Consider the following 17,453-nt stretch of genomic DNA (forward strand, 5'->3'; position numbering starts at 1 on the left):
CGCCCGCCGGTGCGGCGGACGCTGGGTGTCGGGCGGGCGTCCCCGGTACGGGGAGGGCCCCGGCCGGTGTCAGAGGGGGATCGCCACGGGCGCCTGCGGCAGCCCGCGCAGCTGGTCGCGGAGCGCGAGCTGGTGCGAGCGCAGCTCCTCGACGTCCCGCGCGGCGAAGGCCGCGGGCGCGTCGGGCCAGTGCTCGCGCAGCGCTCGCAGCGCCGTGGGGGTGAAGCGGGCCTCGCCGCGCCGGTTCACGGTGACGCCGTCGAGGCCGGACCACTGCTCGTTGCGGGCGACCGCCTGGCGTTCGGAGAGACCCGGCGGCAGCCGCAGCGCGATGCTGTGGCCGGTGAGGAGGACCGGATAGCCGCCGGGGAGTCCACCCGGAGCCGGGACGTGTGCCGCGCGGGGCGCGCGCGGGTGCGCGAGCGCGTCGACGACGGCGGCGCCCGCGACCGCGCCGATCTCGTTGAGGTCCGCGCGCGGGTGCCGACGGCCGCGCTCCAGGAGTTCGTACGTCGTGGTCAGGGGCTCGTCGTCGAGCCAGGCCCGGACCTCGTCGGCGGGTGTCGGCGGGCTGTGCAGCTGGGCGTGGTGGGCGAGCACCTTCAGCCGCGACTCGTCGCCGAGGAGCAGGTCGCGCCGGATCAGCCCGGCCAGCGTGGCGACGTTGCCGAGACCGCACCGCACCGGCAGCCCCGCCGCGTACAGGAGCGGGTTGACGGCGTCGGGGAAGCAGGCGTTGACCACCGCGGTACGGGAGCTCGCCTCGGCGCTCGCGGACGCGGCCCGCAGCGCCGTCGCCGCCTGCAGCGGCAGCGTCACCCCGAACCCGGCGGCCCGGACGAGCCCGGTCCAGGCGGAGGCGGGTCCCCGCGTCTCGGCGGGCGAGACGTCGGAGGTGCAGACCACCAGGACGTGCGGCTGGAGCCGGGCCAGGAGGGGCCGCAGATCGGCGCCGCCGCCGACGTCGAGGCGGTGGCAGCGGAACCGGACGGGCCGGTCGGCGATGACGGCGTGCGCCTGCGCGAGCCCGGCGAGGTTCCGGGCCCGGTCGTGGTCCCGGCTCACGAGGTGCACCTGGGTCGGCCCGCTCGCCCGCTGCGCGAGGGCCCGCACCAGGGCGCCCGCGAAGGCGCCGGTGCCGAGGACGACGACATCGTGCGGACGGTTCACGCAGAGCCTCCAGAGGGACTGGATCGCCGCAGGTCCGCCAGGAAGGTGTCCAGGTGGACCGTCTCCGGGGCGGCGAGGCCGGGGCAGCGCGCGCTCAGGTCGAAGCGGGGAGGGCGGTCGTCGTCGGTGAAGTACACCGGCGTGAGGGGGCCGCCGCGCGGGTCGATGCGCAGCAGGGGGTTGGCCACGAGGAAGTCGCGGACGGCGGGCGTGTCGCGCCGGGGGTAGATCCGCACGCGCTTGGTGGCGAAGTGGTTAGCGGGCAGCTCGGGCCGGGCGCCCAGCCTGCGTTTCCACTGGAAGATCCCCTTGCTGACGAACGCCTCGGTGCCGAAGAAGTCCACGCGCGGCACGCCGTGTTCACAGGCCCACCGCAGCAGATGGTGGTACAGCGCCTTGAACGCGCCGCTGCGGTAGTGCTCCTCGCCCCCGTCGAGGACCCCGAGGAGCCGGGTGGTGAGCGTGCGGCGGTCCTTCGACCAGTGGCACAGCGCCCCGGCCACCCGCGTCCCCGCCTCGTTGAGGAAGAACAGCGTGCCGCGCGGGAGCACGGCGTGCCGGACGACCTCGAACCGTTCGGTGCGGCTGCGCTCGCCGTGCCGGTGCCGCATGGTCGGCGTGTGCAGATGCTCGTAGAAGACCGCGAGGGCCCGCGGGGACGGGTCCTCCTCGAGGATCCAGCCGCGCTGCCGCTGGTCGCGCCGGAACTGCCACCGTTCCCGCTTGGAGATCAGCTGCTGGAGCTGTTCGTGGGAGTCCGGGACGTCCACGACGAGGTGCAGACGGAACGGCGCGGTGACGGTGCCGCGGTCGGGCAGTCGGCGCAGCCGGTGCTCCTCGGCTCCGACGACGAGGAGGTCGGCGTCCCCGGGGGCGCGCGGCGCGAGGTCGCGCCGGGTGACGGTGGCCGCCGTGCGGTGCGTCGTGGGCGATCCGAGCCGTGCCCGCTGCTGTTCCAGGAGTTGCAGGATGTTGGTGCGGCCGACGGGGAGGCCGGCGTAGGCGAGGGTCACGCCGTCGGCCGAGGTGTGGGAGACGAGCGCCGGTACGCCGCCGGGCAGACCGTCGGCAACGCGGCGGGCGGCGCGTCCGGCCGGGGACGGGGTGTTGTTCCACCAGTAGGCGAGCCTGGCCCGCAGGGGGCCGAGCTGACGCGGGGGCGCCGGGGCGGCCCCGCCGCCGGGCCGGGCGGCACCGGACGGCGTGGCCGCGACCGCGGGGCGCGCGGTGTCCTGCTGCGTGGTCATGGCGGGTCCTCAGCCGCTCGCCGCGGAGTGGACGAGGTCGCGCAGGTCCTCGTAACCGGTGACCGGACGCACGTGGTGGCTCTCGGACGGCCGGTAGTGGCCCGCGTGGTACGAACCGGAGCCGTGGACGAGCACCTCGGGCCCGTCGAGCAGACCGCGGTCGAGCGCGTTGAGGACGCCCGTCAGCGCCATCACCAGGGACCACTCGCGCAACTGCCGTGGATCGGCGGGCAGCTCGACGTCCACGGCGGCGAGCAGACGCCGCAGATACGGGTAGCGGTCCAGGCACTCCGTGAGGGAGACGACGATCCCGCCGCCGCCCTGGTGCCGGATGATCTCGTTCATGCGGGTCGACGTCGCGGGGGTGCGGGTGTAGAAGGTGGGGTCGAGCCGCTCGTCGGGCGCGAAGGCCCGCCGGGGGAAGCGCGGGTCCGTGTCCTGGGTGTAGACGCCGTCCTCGTACTGCCACGCGGGCCGGTAGTCGAAGGCGCCGCGGTGGTAACTGGCCACCATGTCGGCCGTGTCCAGGTGCTGGACCAGGAAGTACCGGGCTCCGGTGTCGGGCCAGGCGCGGCCGGTGTGCCGCTGCTGTCCGTAGAAGTGGCCCAGCAGTCCGAAGGCGCTGGAGACGGCGTGGGCGTGGACGCGCGGGACCGACGGCAGCCGGTCGCGTTCGAACAGGGCCCTCGCGGTGTCGGCCACGATGTAGTTGTCGAGGTCGAGGGTGTGCCACAGCCGTACGCCGTGCCGTGCGAACACCGCGTCGGCTTCCTGGTCGGCGACGGCGCGCGCCAGCTTCTTGACCTCGTCGGCGCCCGCGCTGTCGCGCACGGCGAGCGGGTTCCGCGCGCGCAGGACCTCGTCGTCGGTGAGGGGCGAACGCCACACCTTGTGGCACGAGTCGGCGGGGAGCACGCACACGATGCGCAGCTGCTCGGGGCCGGCCAGGGCGGTCTCGTGGGCCCGTCGCACCGCGTCGCGCAGTGCGGTGGCCTTGTTCGCGCTCGACGGCGTGATGATCATGACGGCTTCGCCGGTGCGCTGGATGTGGGCGACCGCACGAGCCACGATCATGAGGGAGGCGAGGGTCTTGGTGGTCCGGGTGTCCGGGTTGTGCATCAGGTTCAGCAGGGTCAGGCGGGCGTCGCCGTAGGTACCCAGCTCCGGGGCGCTGATCGCGGCCGGGGCGAGGAAGGCCTCCAGGGCGGGGCTCAGGGGCGGCAGGTCCCAGCCGGGGCTGAAGGCGTCCGTGCGGCTGGACCGCCGGGTGTGGTCGAGGGTGGCGGCGAGTTCGTCGTAGTACCGGACGAGGACGCGGCAGAGGTCGGTGCCCGCGCCGGTGGCCGAGGGCGTGGCCGCGCCGGCGGTCGGCCGGGAGTAGGCGGTCGTCATCGGACGGCTCCCCGCGTGAGCGTGTCGCCTCGCAGCAGCGGGGCGGCGGCCGGGGCGGTGGGCACGTGGGCGGGGTCGGCGCCGACGTCCAGCGGCCGGTTGTCCTCGTCGACGAACACGATGTGCGGCCGTAACCGCCGTGCCTCGTCCTCCGGCACGGTCTTGTAGGCGATGAGGATGACCAGGTCGCCCGGCGATATCAGCCGTGCCGCCGCGCCGTTGACGCCGACGACTCCGCTGCCGCGCTCGCCTTCGATGACGTACGTGCTGAGGCGGTTGCCGTTGTTGATGTCGACGACGTCCAGCTGTTCGCCCGGCAGCAGGTCGGCCGCGTCGATGAGGTCGCGGTCCAGCGTCAGGGAGCCGACGTAGTGGAGATCGGCCTGGGTCACGGTGGCTCGATGGATCTTGCTGTGCAGCATGGTGCGGTACACGGGATCTCCTTGGCAGGGGGAGCGGTGGTTCGAAGAGCGGGGCGCGGTGAAGCCGCGGGGAGGGGGAGAGCGCGAGTCGGCGGCGCGGGCCGCCGGACGGTGACGACCGCGTTCAGGCGGCGATCTGGATGCGCCGCAGATGACGACTGCGGTCGGTGAAGGCGTTGCGCGCGTGCAGCAGGCGCCAGTTGTCCCACACGAGCATGTCGCGCTCCGTGTAGTCGACGGCCACGTGCTCGCGGTCGAAGGCGGCGTGCCACCGCTGTTGCAGCTCGACGGCCGGATCGTCGTCGTCCCGGATCAGGTTGTTGCAGCTGAAGCGCACGATGAGTCCGCCATCGGTCTCCTCCAGGAGGGGGTGGCGGGTCTTGAGGTCGAGCCCGAGGCGCTGGACGCCTTCGGTGGTCTTCCAGTCGTAGGCGTCCGCCCGCAGGCGCTCGCGCTCCGCGGGGGTGAGGCTCTCGACCCAGGGCCTGGTGTCGGCGAGCGTGGTCTCGCCGCCCGGACCCTCGGCCGGGGTGACACACCACAGCGCGATGTAGCGCGGCGGGACGACGGCGAAGTCGTACCCTTCCGAATGCGGGGTCAGCGGCCGGGTGTTGCCCGCGTGGTAGACGTCGTCCATCCCGGGTTCGGGGCGTACGTCACCGACGACGGCACCGGTGTAGTTGGGGACGAAGCGGCCGAGCCGGCGGCAGAACCGCACCGGGTCGAACTCCTCGCGGACGTTACACATCAGGACGTAGCCGTGCTCGTCCATCAGCTGGTGGAACGTCTTCATGAGCAGTTCTTCGGTGAGCGGCTCACCATTGAAATCGACCTGGGAGAGAATGCTGATCGGAGAGTGTGCCATTTCTGCTCCGGTGAAAATGCGGGGCCGCGCACTGCATGGCACGCAGCCACGGGTGGGGGGATTGACAGGCGTCAGGACAGACCGGGAGAGAGCCTGATCGTCTCCTGTCAATTCTGTGCTGCGTCGCCACGATAGCGGCCTTTGCCGCGCGCCTGTCAAGGTGAATAGGTATTCTCGGCAAAGATGTGCAAGCAGTGATTTCGGAATCTGAAGTTCCATCAAATGTGCTGGTCAGGGCGGTACTTTAGCGCTGGCCGGGGCTTCGGAACACAAACGCAAAGTAGCGCTGTTTGCCTCGTGAAGTGCTGGGTACTCGCGCTCCGATATTTGTGGCCATCGCTGTGGCAACGTCTGCTTGCGACTGCTCCAGTCGCCACGAAAGGGAGGTCGGTAAGAAGTAGAAACGCGGCTCCTTCCAGGGCTTATGGCGCCCGTCGCGGTGCGAGCGTGGAGTGCGCTTTCTCTCGCTGTGCACCCACGGAGAAGAGCCGTACGCGCATCACAAGGCGTCGCATGCCGCATCGCGAGCAGTCATACGAACAGGACGAGGAGCCCTGTGCACAGGGCGTGGAGCTCTGCGCACAGGGTGAGGAAGGGGCGGCTGCAGTTGATCCAAAAACCCGCACGGGAGACCGGCGGTGACCGTGTGACCGTCCGCCGCATCCTGCTCAGCGAGGGGGTGACCGCGTTCGGGGACGGCCTGTGGTTCAGCATGTGGGCCGTCTATCTGACGACGATTCAGGGCGTGCCCGCCGCCTCCATGGGAGTGGCCATGGGCATCGGCGGCGGCATCGGCCTGCTCGTCGCCCTGCCGATCGGTACGCTCACCGACCGCCTCGGCGCCCGCGAGGTGCTGCTGACCGTCACCGTCCTGCGCGCGCTCTTCTCGCTGGCCTTCCTGGCCCTGCACAGCTTCTGGCCGCTGCTCGCGGCCGCCGCCCTGTTCACCTCCATGGAGACGGCCGCCAAGGGCACCAAGGTCGCCTTCGTGTACCTGCTGATGCCGGAGGGTGCGTGCATGCCGGTCCTCGCCCGCGCGCGCGTGGTGCAGCACCTGTCGTACGCGGCCGGGGCGGGCGCCGCCGCGTGGGTCCTTTCACGCTCGGCCGCGGGCCCGTACCACGCGGCGGTCGTCGTCAACAGCCTGACCTTCGCCGCCTCGGCGGCCGTCCTCGCCCGGCTGCCGCACGTCCCGCCCGCGCCCGCCGCCCGCCGCCCCGCCGGGACGGCGGCGCTCCGCAACCTGCCGTTCGTGGCCGTCATGAGCAGCACCGCCCTGCTGGCCCTGTGCTGGGCGCTGCTCTCCAGCGGGCTGCCGCTGTGGCTCAGGGACGACACCGCGGCCCCGGTGTGGATCGCGCCGCTGGCCGTGCTCGTCAGCTCGCTCCTGATCGCCCTGTTCCAGATCCGCGTGACCCGCAGCGGGGAGCGGCTCGTGGGCGCGGTCCGCTCCTCCCGGCGCGCCGGTCTCGCACTCGCGGGCTGCTGTCTCGTCTTCGCCGCGGCCACCTGGCCCACGAGCCCCCTGGTGGCCTGCCTGCTCGTCCTGGGCGGGCTGTGCCTGCACGTCGTCGGCGAGCTGTACTACGTCGCCGCCCGCTGGGGCCTCTCGCTCGCCCTCATGGCTCCCGGGGCCCAGGGCCAGTACCAGGCGGTCGCCGCCACCACGGAGGGGGCCGTCGTGGCGGTCGGCCCGGCCCTCGTCACCACGCTGGTCACCGGGGCCGACGGCGCGGGCTGGGGCGCTCTCGCCCTGGTCTTCCTGCTCTGTTGCCTTCCGGTGGCCCGGCTGTGCGGGCCTGCGGTGCGGAGGGCGGCGGGGGAGGCGGGGGGTGTGCGGGAGCGATCGGGGGCGTGAGGCCCGCGGCGGGCTGTCCGGGCGTGGCCCGGGGGCCGCGGTGCCCACGAGGGCATGGACGGGGCGGCCGTCGGCGCTGGGGACCGGGGTATCGCGGGCGTATGGAGAAGCGCATACACCACCGCAACAGCCTCACCCCTTGCATGGAGGCGCGGACCACAGCGGTCCGTGCCGCGGGCGTGGCGCCCCGGCTTTCGAAGGTGGTCTCGAGAAGGAGCGCCCCGTGCCCCGTGAGAACGTTCGCCCGCCGCTGAGGAGGGCCGGTCTGGCCGCCGGTGTCGCCATGCTGATGACGACCCAGGCCGGGCCTGCCACCGCCGCCCCGCTGCCCGCGTCCGCCCCGGCGCCTGCCACCGCGGCCCCGGCGCCGGACGGGAACGTGCAGAAGGCGATGGAGGAGCTGGCCGGGATTCCCGGGGTCGTGGGGGTCGTGGGCGGGGCCTACGTCGACGGGAGATCCGTCGGGCTGGGCAGCGCGGGCACCCGGCTCCTGAACGGAGAGGGCGGCAGGATCCCCGCGAACGCCCGCTTCCCGATCTGGTCACAGACGAAGCAGATGGTGGCCACCGTGGTGCTGCAACTGGTCGCGGAGGGCGAGTTGGGCGTGGACGACAAGCTCGGTGACCTGCTGCCGGAGGTGGTGGAGCGGGACCTGGTGACGCGGGCCGACGAGATCACCGTACGGCAGATGCTCCGGCACACCTCCGGCATTCCCGACTGGTACGCCGGTGAGCCCAACCCGGACGGGAGCGAGGGTGACCCCTCGTTCGACGTGTTCGACTTCACGACCCCCTACCGGCCCCTGGATCTGGTGAAGTGGAGCCGCGACCGGCCCCGGACCGGCGAGCCGGGCGAGAAGTGGGCCTACTCCAACACCAACTACACCCTCCTCGGCCTGATCATCGAGAGGTTGACCGGCCACGACCTGGCCGCCGAGCTGCGTTCGCGCCTGTTCGGCCCGCTCGAGATGACCAAGACCTACCTCAGGGTCAGGCCGCCGGAGGGCGTCAAGGGACCGCACGGCCACGGCTACTACCCCGACGCCGACGGCAGGCTGCGCGACGTGGACCGGTTCAACGCGAGCCTCACCGGCGCGGGGGCCGGAGGGGTGGTCTCCACCGCGCACGACGTCAGCGCCTTCAACCGGGCCTTCACCCAGGGGAAGTTGCTGCCGCCGGAACTCCAGCGAATCCTGACCGACCGGCTGCCCGCCGCCCCGCGCGCCCGGGGCGAAGACCGCGGCGGTTGCGGTGACGACTTCTTCATCACGGGCGGGCTGGCGCCCGGCTCCATCGCCATGACCTTCTACTCGGAGGACGGCCGTCGCCAGTTCGCGCTGTCCTTCACCCTGAGTGCCAAACCCAGCGCCGTGGAGCTCGATGTGAGCAAGGCCTTGGAGACCGTGTTCTGCTCGTCCTCCGCACCGGCACACGGTGGCTGACGAGGCACCGAACAGCGGCGCGAGTTGTGGCAAGAGAGGAGGTGCAGTTCGCGGCCTTGCGTGGTGCGCCCTAGAGGCCTGCTGCGAAAGGTGCTGGTCACTGGCCCTTACGAGGCCGCGGTGCTGGTCGCAGCACTGAGCGACTGGCTGTGATCAGCAGCAGCATCGTCCCCTTCGATCACCTTGTAGCCGGGGACGGAGGGCCAGCGGACCGTCAGCACCACGGACTCCTCCTCCGCGAACCAGGAGTGGTCGACGCCCCGGCCCCACACGACGTAGTCCCCCTGTCGGGCCAGGAGGACGCTGCGACCGGGCAGTTCCACCCGGAAGCGGCCACTGATGAGGACCAGCAGCGCGGTGCGCTCTTCACCGGTCACCCACTGAGCCCGCTCGTCGCCCTGCGGATGGACGCCCCATTTGATCTCCACGGCCTCGCTGTGCCGAGGATCGGCGGCGTCCCTGAAGTGCCCCAGCAGCCACCCCCGGTCCAGTGCCGCGTCCTTGCCCGCGTTGCCCACATACACGTTGTCGGTCATGGCTTGGGACCGTAGCAGCGACCCCATCGGACTCCACAGGGGCTATCGCCACTGCCGCAACCGACCGCAAGTGCCGCGGGATGGCTGGATGGCAGCTGGACGTGGATTCGAAACGCCTGCTTTGTTTATGTCCGTGCGCATCTGGACCTCTGCGGCGGGAGCCGCTCGGGTGGGGGTGGGGCGGATGCACGTGCAGATCTTGGGGCGTGTCCGCGCGTGGCGGGACGGTACCGAGATCGACCTCGGGCGCGCGAGGCAGCGCGGGTTCCTGGGGCTGCTGGCCCTGACGGTCAGACAGCCCTGGTCGCGGGCCGACCTGGTGGACGCGCTGTGGCGGGACAACCCCCCGGCGACCGCGGGGAACGTCATCCAGGGCTACGTCAAACACCTGCGTCGGCTCCTGGAGCCGGACCGCGTGCGGCGCACCCCGAGCGTGATCATTCCCGCGGTCGGCGACGGGTACGCGCTCCAGCTCGCGGACGGCAGCGTGGACCTGGCGCGGTTCCGCGGCCTGGTCGCCGTGGCCGACGAGGCGGCGCGTGACGGCGAACACCCCCGGTTGGTCAGGCTGCTCGGGGACGCCCTGCGGTTCTGGCAGGGCGCACCCCTGGCCGACGTGCCGGTCCTCGCCGACCACCCGAAGGTGGTCCGCCTGCTCGGCGAGCGCCGGACCGTGCTGGCTCGCTACGTGGACGCGTCGCTGGCCGCGGGCGCCACGGCCGAAGCGCTGCCGCTCCTGGAGGAGGAGGCGTGCTGCCACCCCTTCGACGAGGCCACGCAGGCGCGGCTGATCCGGGCGTACCAACTCGCCGGGCACCGCCGGAAGGCGTTCGCCGTCTACGAAACCGTCCGTCGTCGGCTCGCTGCCGAACTCGGCGTCGATCCCGGGCCCGAACTGGCCGCGGCACACGGTGCACTCCTGAGTCGGCGGGACGATGACGAGGGGACGGTGGCTCTTCGCCGCTCCGCGCCGGTCGAAGGGTTCGAGCGGGAGGCTGCCGGGGCCCGGGCGCGGACTCCCTCCGTGCCCGAAGTCCCCGCCCAGCTCCCCCCGGACCTGCCCGTCTTCGTGGGGCGCAGCAACGAGCTGGGGCAACTCGACGGCCTGCTCGACGACCTGGCGCCACGCGCCGGCACGGTGACGATCGTGATGATCACCGGTGCCGCGGGCGTGGGGAAGACCGCCCTCGCGGTGCACTGGGCCCACCGCCTGGCCGATCGGTTCCCGGACGGGCAGTTGTTCGTCGACCTCAGGGGATTCGCCCCGGGCGGGCCCGCGGTGACGTCGGCGGAAGCGGTGCGGGGGTTCCTGGACGCGTTCGCGGTGCCGCCGCAGCGCGTGCCGGTCAGTGTCGAGGCGCAGAGCGCGCTGTACCGCAGCCTGCTGTCCGGCCGTCGCGTGCTGGTGGTGTTGGACAACGCCGCACGCGCCGAGCAGGTCCGTCCCCTGTTGCCCGGTACGCCCGGCTGCCTGGTGCTGGTGACCAGCCGCAACCAGCTGCCGGGCCTGGTCGCAGCCGAGGGTGCGGCTCCGACCGTCCTCGACGTGCTGCCCGCCGCCGAGGCCAGGAAGCTGCTGGCCAGCCGGATCGGCCCGCGCCGGGTGGCGGCGGAACCGCGGGCGACCGACGAGCTCATCACCCGCTGCGCGGGGCTGCCGCTGGCCCTCGCCGTCGTCGCCGCCCGGGCGGCCACCCACCGTGGCTTCTCACTCGGCGCGCTCGCCGACGAACTGACCACCGCCCGCACCGCCCTTGACCTCTTCACCGGCGACGACCAGGCCACCGACGTACGGGCGGTGTTCTCCTGCTCGCACCGCACCCTCGACAGCGCGGCGGCCCGACTCTTCCGACTGCTGGGCCTGCACCCCGGGCCGGACATCACGCTGCCCGCGGCAGCGAGCCTGGCGGCCGTTCCGGAGTCCCAGGCACGCCGCCTGCTCGCCGGCCTGGCCCGGGTGAACCTGCTCACCGAGCACCTGCCCGGCCGGTTCGCCTGTCACGACCTGCTCCGTGCCTACGCCGTCGAGCTCGCCGAGGCCCACGAGCACCCGGCGGAGCGCGGCGCCGCGACGCGGCGGATTCTCGACCACTACCTGCACACGGCGTACCAGGCCGCGCAGCTGACGGATCCGCATCGCGACTCGGTGACGCTGCCCCGGGAGCAGATCGAGTCCGGGAGCACCCCGGAGCGCCTGACCGACCAGGACCACGCGGTGGCCTGGGTCGCCACCGAACAACAAGTGCTTCTGGCCGCCGTTCGGCTGGCCGCCGACACCGGCTGCGACGCCCATGCCTGGCGGCTGGCCTGGTGCCTGACAGACTTCCTCGACCTGCGAGGGCACTGGCAGCAGCAGTTCAGGATGCAGACGAGCGTGTTGGAGGCGGCACGCCGCCTCAACGACCCGGTAGGACTGGCCCACACCCACCGGATCCTCGGCCGGTGCTGCGCTCGACTGGGCCGGAACGCGGACTCGCGCCGCCACCTGGAGGCGGCACTCGCCCTGTTCCACGACGTCGGGGACCTCGTCGGCCAGGCTCATACGCACCGCCACCTGACGCTGCTCTTCTGCCGCCTGCACCGCTACCAGGAATGCCTGAACCACGCCCTGCTGGCCTTCGAGATGCTGCAGGCCGCGGACCACCGCGACGGGCAGGCCAGGGCCCTCAACATGATCGGCTGCGCGTACGCGGACCTGGGCGACCAACAACAGGCCCTGGTCTACTGCGGGCGCTCGCTCGACCTGGCCCAACAGCTCGGCGATCGCTACTGCACGGCCAACGCCCTGGACAGCCTCGGCTTCGCCTACGCCTGCCTCGGACAGCACCGGCGGGCGCTGGACCACTACGACCGAGCCCTGGAGCTGCACCGGGACGGGGACCGCTACTACGAGGCAGAGACCCTGACCCGGCTCGGCGACAGCCACCAGGCCCTGGGCGCCCTCCCCAATGCCCGCGACGCCTGGCACCGTGCACTCGCCATCCTCGACGACCTTGGCCACGACGGCGCGGAAGCGGTACGCACCCGGCTGCGGCGGCAACAGCCTCCTCGCCCGGTGCGCGACAGCGGTCGAGCCGGGCTCGCTGGGGAACCCGGTTCGACTCCGCACTGACGTGGCGCACTGGTCGGGGAGCGGCTCAGCTCACCGCTCGGACGCCTTCACTCAGCCGACGGCCCTGGGGGCACTGGGCCCGCACGAAGTAGTTACCCGGTCCGTGCGGGGCGCTGGTGTACGTGCCGCCGATCGAGCACTCGATCCAGAACACGATGGCACCGCTGCGCACCGTGCAGTTCCACGTCGCCGCGTTGTAGTAGCGGGTCGGCGGGTAGCAGTAGTAGCGGGCCAGTGCACCGGCCGGTGTCGGGACCGATGTGGACGCCGCGAGTGCGGCCTTGGCACTGGTTCGCTGCGCCTGCCAGACGTCGCCCTTCCCCGGTGAGGGCGTCGCCTGTGCTGAAGCCATCGTCGCGATGCCGACGACCATGGCGGCCAGGAACACCAGGCCCGCCCTCAACACCATGTGCATCTGTTTCACCATGAGCGACACTCCTTCGCCATCGTGGACGCGGATCGGACCGCGTGCGACGACGATGACAGCGTCGACTGGACCACCACTGACCGAGGAGTGACCGGCCGCTGAAACGACCGGCGGCCAGCTCCGGAGCCCACCGGGCCCGGGTCCGTGGAGTCGAACCCTCCCCGGGGAACGGCAGGCCCCGACCGGGTGTGGAGACAGCCCTCGAGTGCCGGGCGGCACCGCCTTGAGGGCAACGATCCGGCCCCGTCCCTGGTCAGGAGGGCTCGGTGAGAACCCACAACTCCCAGACTCCGGCGGGCCGACACTCGTAGGCGCGCACGCCGTTCTCCATGTACCACCGGCCGCGCTCATGACAGCGGTACTCCTCGGCCGGAGGGAAGTCCGCCACGTGGTGCCAGCCTGGCCCGGCTGCCGACGTGGACCGTACGGGCGTGGGTGCGGGCGCCGAGGCCACGGCAGGTGCGCCGTGGCTCGCCACCAGCAGCGACGCGGCCGCAGCCGCGAGGAGAACGCGCTTCATGGTTCGCATGGAACGCATCCTTCCGCAGCGGGCGGGCGCACATCGGCGCAGACCGCTCCGCCTTACCCGATTGGCCTAAAGGGTGATACGTGCAGCCTGACTGTGAGACATGACGCGGCTCTTGAGGGTGCGCCAGTCCCTCCAGATGCTCACCCGCGCCTCCCAGAACCGGAACAAGAAGCTGCGCGAGGTCGCCGCCGACCTCGTCAGCAAGGTCACCGGTGCTCCTCCTCCTCCGCCCCGACCACTGCGCCCGCGACCACCTTCTTGACTCGTGGCTCGCCGCGACCCCACCACGACCGGCAGCCGCCCGCCGACAGGCCACCCTCGGCTCCCGGCTGGCAGGCAGACCACCAGCATGGTCCGCAGGACGGAATACTCTGGTGCCATGAGTGAGCGAGGGATGCAGGAACTGGCACTGCTGCTGTTGACCGCGCTGGCGAACGCGCCCCGGCACGGGTACGCCATCGCCCAGGAGGTCAAGGCCATCACCGAAGGCCGGGTGGTGCCGCGCACCGGGGCGCTCTACGGAGCCCTGGACAGGCTGCTGAACGAGGGGCTGATCAAGGTGGACAGCGAAGAGGTGGTGGGCGGCCGGGCCCGCCGCACTTTCGCCCTCACGGACGGCGGCAGGCAGAGGCTGGCGGCCGAGGCGGAGCGGCTGGCCGCGACCGCCCAGGAGGTCAAGCGGCGGCTGGCGGCCGGCGGCGGGGCGGTGCCCGCGTGATCGACCGCGTGCTCCGCCTGTATCCGGCCGACTACCGGTTCGCGTACGGGGAGGAGATCGTCGATGTCCACCAGGAGATGACCGCGGACCTGCCGCGCGCGGCCCGGCTGCGTGCGGATGCCGACCTGGCCGCCCACGCCCTGCGGGTCCGCCTTCGGCTCGACTCGGCGTCGAGCGGCGGGCGCTTCTTCGCCGTGGCCGCCCCGTTCGCGCTGGCGGCCGCCGCGGTGGGCAACGGTCTGGTCCTCACCCGCTGGTACGCCGGGCTCGTCATCTCCCCGGCCCCGGCGTGGCTGCAGCTCACCCACATGGACTTCGCTGAAGCACTGCACCTGATCTGCTCGCTGGCGGTGTGCGTGGGCGCGATCGTCGCCCTGGCCGGGCGCTGGGTGCTCGGGGTGACGGCAGCCGTGGCCGGCCTGCTGGGAACGGCGGTGCAGGGGGCCATCGACGCGCCGCTGGTCCAAGGGGGGTGGATGACGTCCGCGGTGGCTCTGCTGACGGTTGCCGTGGTGCTCGCCTGCCCTGTGGACCGGCGGCCCGGCGAGGGGCTGTCGGCAGCGGCCGCGGCGGTGGCGGGCATCGGATGGTTCCCGGTCGTCGTCGCGGACACCGGGGCCTTCGGCGTGACCACGGACTACGGCGTCTGGCCGATGCTGGTCCTGGCCGTCGCGGGGGCCGCGCTCGCGCTGCGGCGGCGGTCCTCGGGAGCGCGGGAGATCGGCGCGATGGCCGTGGCGTCGGCACCGCTGACCGTCGCCGCCCTCGCCGGTGCCGGGCCAGACCTCCTGCCCCTGATCGGCGTGTTCCTCGTGCTGCCGCTCGCGGCCGCCCTCGGCACGTGTGCGCTAGCGGTACGCCGCAGGCACTGACTGGCTCTTCCCTCCGGGCCGCCCTCTCGTCGACGGACGGGAGGGCGGCTCCATGTGTGCCACCGGCTGCCGCCGACGAGCGGCGTCAGGGCGCTCCTTTGCCATAGTCCGTTGAAGTGAATACTCTTCTCTGCGTACTACAGGAGTACCACCGACGGACCGTCTGGCCGTGACGGCCGCGCGCCCTCGCTCCGCGACAGCCCCACAGCGCCACGCGGACGGGACGGTGCCCCTCCCGCAGAGCGAAGAGAGCTCACCTTGCCGTTCACCTTGTCCCACCCTGCCGCCGTCCTTCCGCTGCTGCGCCGACCGTTCGTCGCGTCGGCTCTGGTCGCGGGCGCCATGGCGCCCGACGTCCCCTACCTCCTGGGCGCCCTCGGTCTGACCGCGACCAGCTCCACGGACTGGCACGAGCCCCTCGTCAACGCCACGACCACGCACTCGCCCGGCTGGGGGCTGGGCGTCGACCTGCTCTTCACCCTCTGCCTGGTCGCCGCCTACCGGCTGCTGCGCCGACCGGTCACGGCCCTGCTCCCCGCCGGCCGCGCCCTGCCCGACCCTGAACGGACCGACGGTGCGCGGGGCACGTCGCGCCACGTGCTGTGGCTCCTGCTGTCGGCCCTCATCGGCATCGCCTCCCACCTGGTGTGGGACTCCTTCACCCACGGCGACGGGTTCTGGGTGACGCGTGTGGCGCTGCTGCGCGAGCCCGTCCTGGGAGGCCTGCCGCTCGCCCGGCTGCTCCAGTACGTGAGCACCGGCGTCGGCCTGGTGGCCATCGGCGCGCACCTCTGGCGCCACCGCAGCCGGGCGCGCACCGCGACCGGGGCCGACGGCACCAACCGCCTGAGTCCCGCCCTGCGTTGGAGCGTGCTGGCCGCGCTGGTCACCGCCACCCTGCTGGGCGGCGTCGCGCAGGCCCGCGACGACTTCGGCGCCCACCGCTACCAGACCGTCTACGACTACAGCCGCCCGATCACCCGCGACCTCGGCGGCGGCGCGACCGAGACCTCCTATCCCAGCAGGACGGTCAAGACCCCGTGGGGCACACTCGCCGAGGAGGTGCTGACACCCGCGGCCAAGACGGCGGGCGCCTCCTTCGCCGTCGCCCTGCTGCTGTACGGCGCCGCCTGGCACGCCCGGCGATACCGCGACCGGGCCGGTCAACGGACATCGTGACGCGCGGCTCCGGCCAGCCGCCGGGGGCGGGGGCCGGGCAGGACTTCGGGGGTCGGCGCTCAGCCGCGTACGCGCCCCGTCCGCTCCTCGCTCACCGCTGGCAGCCCGAGTGGCCCTCTCGCGTCGCTGGCGGCGCGTCCGGGCGCGCCGGTCCGTGCTGCTCGCTGAGAATCCCACCTGTGGCCCCCCGGGTCTGGGTTCCCGGCTCAGGCGGACTTCTGGCCAAGTGCGCGAAGGCAGCCGCGTCGGCCACGGAACTCGTCTTCGACGGACGCCCGTTTGTGCGGCAGGCGCGACCGTATGCCAGGCGCCTATGCCGCCTCGGCGCACGGCCGCGCCGTCGGGTTCGTGCGGCGAGCGGGCTAGCTTCTCCTCCTTCGGGTCAGGTTCACGTCCGGACTTGTCGGCCGCGCCTTCCCGGCACCCCTGCTGAACAGGGGAGATGGACACGGATGAAGGAGTTGTCCAAGAACGCCCGGTTGCAGGTCGCCACCCCTGGAACATCACATTCCGCGCATGAGTGAATGCGGAGCGTTCTGTTCCGGCCCCGCTTCTCGTGGGCCTCGACGAAAGGGCGCAGACATGCCTTCGGCCATGCGCAAGAAGACGACCACTCCACAGCAGACGACCACTCCGCAGGCGCGGCGGCTGGCCGCCGCGGCCGTCGCGCTGGGCGGCTGCCTCGCGCTCGCCGTTCCGGCGGGAACCGCCGCCGCGGCGCCCGCCGACCCGGTGCCGACCGTGTTCTTCGGCGACTCCTACACCGCCAACTTCGGCATCGCTCCTGTGAACCATATGGACGGCGAGAGGGGTTGGTGTTTCCAGGCCACGGAGAACTATCCCGCCGTCGCCGCCCGGCACCTGGCCGACAAGGGCATCACCCTCGACGTCCAGTCGGACGTCTCCTGCGGAGGCGCCCTCATCCACCACTTCTGGCAGGAGCAGCAACTGCCCTTCGGCGCCGGGACCGTTCCGGCGCAGCAGGACGCGCTCAAGGACGACACCCAGCTGGTCGTGGGCGGCGTGGGCGGCAACACGCTGGGCTTCACCAGCATCATCAAGCAGTGCTCCGCCAAGCTCCGCGAGCACGCCCTGCTGCCCGGAGAGCCCGTGGACGCGGACAAGCCGGCCGGTGAGTGCCGGGAGTTCTTCGCCTCGGAAGACGGAAAGGCATGGCTGGACGACCGGTTCCAGCAGGTAGAAGGGGACTTGGAGCAGATGCTCCTGCGGATGAGCTACTTCTCTCCTGGGGCCGAGCGCGTCCTGGTCGGCTATCCCAGGCTCGTGCCCAAGGACACCACCAAGTGCCTGACCGCGGCCCCCGGCCAGACGGAACGTCCGTTCGCCGACATCCCCCAGGACGCGCTGCCGGTCCTGGACCAGGTGCAGAAGCGGCTGGACGACGTCATGAAGAAGACCGCCGCCGATGACGGCGCCGACTTCGTGGACCTCTACGACCGCACCGGGAGCAACACCGCGTGTGACGGCGCCGACCGGGGCATCGGCGGCCTGCTGGAGAACTCCACGCTCGAACTCCTCGGCCAGCCCATCCCGTGGTACGCCCACCCCAACGAGAAGGGCCGTGACATCCAGGCCAGGCACGTGGCCACCAAGGTCGAACAGGTCCTCAACCGGTAAGGGGCCCAGCCCCTGTCGGCAACCGGCCCTGCACCCCTGCCCGCCCA

General features: G+C 72.3%; 16 protein-coding genes. 8 read left to right on the forward strand and 8 right to left on the reverse strand.

What is annotated here, in order from left to right:
- Positions 1 to 69 precede the first annotated feature (69 nt).
- From AC5WAM_RS40625 to AC5WAM_RS40645, 5 genes are all read right to left on the reverse strand, one after another.
- A complete protein-coding gene (locus AC5WAM_RS40625) occupies positions 70 to 1,170 on the reverse strand; it encodes a hypothetical protein (protein WP_495520775.1) in 1,101 nt (366 codons plus the stop codon).
- Positions 1,167 to 2,417 carry a GNAT family N-acetyltransferase gene (locus AC5WAM_RS40630; protein WP_495520776.1) on the reverse strand — a complete coding sequence of 417 codons (1,251 nt, stop codon included), beginning with the start codon at positions 2,415 to 2,417 and terminating at the stop codon, positions 1,167 to 1,169. Before AC5WAM_RS40630 ends, AC5WAM_RS40625 begins: the two co-directional genes overlap by 4 nt.
- A gap of 9 nt (positions 2,418 to 2,426) precedes the next feature.
- Positions 2,427 to 3,809 (reverse strand): DUF6002 family protein, encoded by a 1,383-nt coding sequence (locus AC5WAM_RS40635; RefSeq protein ID WP_495520777.1) that lies wholly within the window; start codon positions 3,807 to 3,809, stop codon positions 2,427 to 2,429.
- Positions 3,806 to 4,243: an aspartate 1-decarboxylase gene (gene panD / locus AC5WAM_RS40640; RefSeq protein ID WP_495520778.1), complete on the reverse strand. Its 438-nt coding sequence runs from the start codon at positions 4,241 to 4,243 to the stop codon at positions 3,806 to 3,808. Before panD ends, AC5WAM_RS40635 begins: the two co-directional genes overlap by 4 nt.
- 112 nt (positions 4,244 to 4,355) lie before the next feature.
- The gene (locus AC5WAM_RS40645) at positions 4,356 to 5,096 is read right to left on the reverse strand and encodes a TauD/TfdA family dioxygenase (RefSeq protein ID WP_366791820.1); all 741 of its coding nucleotides are present in this window, start codon (positions 5,094 to 5,096) and stop codon (positions 4,356 to 4,358) included.
- A 646-nt stretch (positions 5,097 to 5,742) separates the two neighbouring features.
- Between AC5WAM_RS40645 and AC5WAM_RS40650 the strand changes: the two genes are divergently transcribed.
- Positions 5,743 to 6,954, forward strand: a complete 1,212-nt coding sequence (locus AC5WAM_RS40650; protein ID WP_495520779.1) for an MFS transporter — start codon at positions 5,743 to 5,745, stop codon at positions 6,952 to 6,954.
- A 223-nt stretch (positions 6,955 to 7,177) separates the two neighbouring features.
- Positions 7,178 to 8,395 carry a serine hydrolase domain-containing protein gene (locus tag AC5WAM_RS40655; RefSeq protein ID WP_495520780.1) on the forward strand — a complete coding sequence of 406 codons (1,218 nt, stop codon included), beginning with the start codon at positions 7,178 to 7,180 and terminating at the stop codon, positions 8,393 to 8,395.
- A gap of 107 nt (positions 8,396 to 8,502) precedes the next feature.
- On the opposite strand, the gene AC5WAM_RS40660 is transcribed toward AC5WAM_RS40655, so the two are convergent.
- Entirely contained in the window at positions 8,503 to 8,931 is a 429-nt protein-coding gene (locus AC5WAM_RS40660) for a cupin domain-containing protein (RefSeq protein ID WP_495520781.1), read from the reverse strand.
- 184 nt (positions 8,932 to 9,115) lie between these two features.
- Here AC5WAM_RS40660 and AC5WAM_RS40665 point away from each other — a divergent pair, with 184 nt between their 5' ends.
- Complete coding sequence (locus AC5WAM_RS40665) at positions 9,116 to 12,043, forward strand: AfsR/SARP family transcriptional regulator (RefSeq protein ID WP_495520782.1); 2,928 nt, start codon at positions 9,116 to 9,118, stop codon at positions 12,041 to 12,043.
- Between the two features lie 25 nt (positions 12,044 to 12,068).
- On the opposite strand, the gene AC5WAM_RS40670 is transcribed toward AC5WAM_RS40665, so the two are convergent.
- On the reverse strand, positions 12,069 to 12,470 hold the full coding sequence (locus AC5WAM_RS40670; RefSeq protein WP_495520783.1) for a hypothetical protein: 402 nt from the start codon (positions 12,468 to 12,470) through the stop codon (positions 12,069 to 12,071).
- Positions 12,471 to 12,723: 253 nt separating this feature from the next.
- Positions 12,724 to 12,990: a hypothetical protein gene (locus AC5WAM_RS40675; protein WP_495520784.1), complete on the reverse strand. Its 267-nt coding sequence runs from the start codon at positions 12,988 to 12,990 to the stop codon at positions 12,724 to 12,726.
- A 109-nt stretch (positions 12,991 to 13,099) separates the two neighbouring features.
- Here AC5WAM_RS40675 and AC5WAM_RS40680 point away from each other — a divergent pair, with 109 nt between their 5' ends.
- The 5 genes from AC5WAM_RS40680 to AC5WAM_RS40700 all read left to right on the forward strand — a co-directional run bounded on the left by AC5WAM_RS40680 (position 13,100) and on the right by AC5WAM_RS40700 (position 17,406).
- Positions 13,100 to 13,261: a hypothetical protein gene (locus AC5WAM_RS40680; RefSeq protein WP_366791811.1), complete on the forward strand. Its 162-nt coding sequence runs from the start codon at positions 13,100 to 13,102 to the stop codon at positions 13,259 to 13,261.
- Between the two features lie 117 nt (positions 13,262 to 13,378).
- On the forward strand, positions 13,379 to 13,717 hold the full coding sequence (locus tag AC5WAM_RS40685; RefSeq protein WP_495520785.1) for a PadR family transcriptional regulator: 339 nt from the start codon (positions 13,379 to 13,381) through the stop codon (positions 13,715 to 13,717).
- Positions 13,714 to 14,589 carry a hypothetical protein gene (locus tag AC5WAM_RS40690; protein ID WP_495520786.1) on the forward strand — a complete coding sequence of 292 codons (876 nt, stop codon included), beginning with the start codon at positions 13,714 to 13,716 and terminating at the stop codon, positions 14,587 to 14,589. Before AC5WAM_RS40685 ends, AC5WAM_RS40690 begins: the two co-directional genes overlap by 4 nt.
- A gap of 258 nt (positions 14,590 to 14,847) precedes the next feature.
- Positions 14,848 to 15,768, forward strand: a complete 921-nt coding sequence (locus tag AC5WAM_RS40695; RefSeq protein ID WP_495520787.1) for a DUF4184 family protein — start codon at positions 14,848 to 14,850, stop codon at positions 15,766 to 15,768.
- 582 nt (positions 15,769 to 16,350) lie between these two features.
- Positions 16,351 to 17,406 carry an SGNH/GDSL hydrolase family protein gene (locus AC5WAM_RS40700; protein WP_495520788.1) on the forward strand — a complete coding sequence of 352 codons (1,056 nt, stop codon included), beginning with the start codon at positions 16,351 to 16,353 and terminating at the stop codon, positions 17,404 to 17,406.
- The last annotated feature ends 47 nt before the right edge of the window (positions 17,407 to 17,453 follow it).

Source organism: Streptomyces sp. JLYT201, assembly GCF_059448825.1.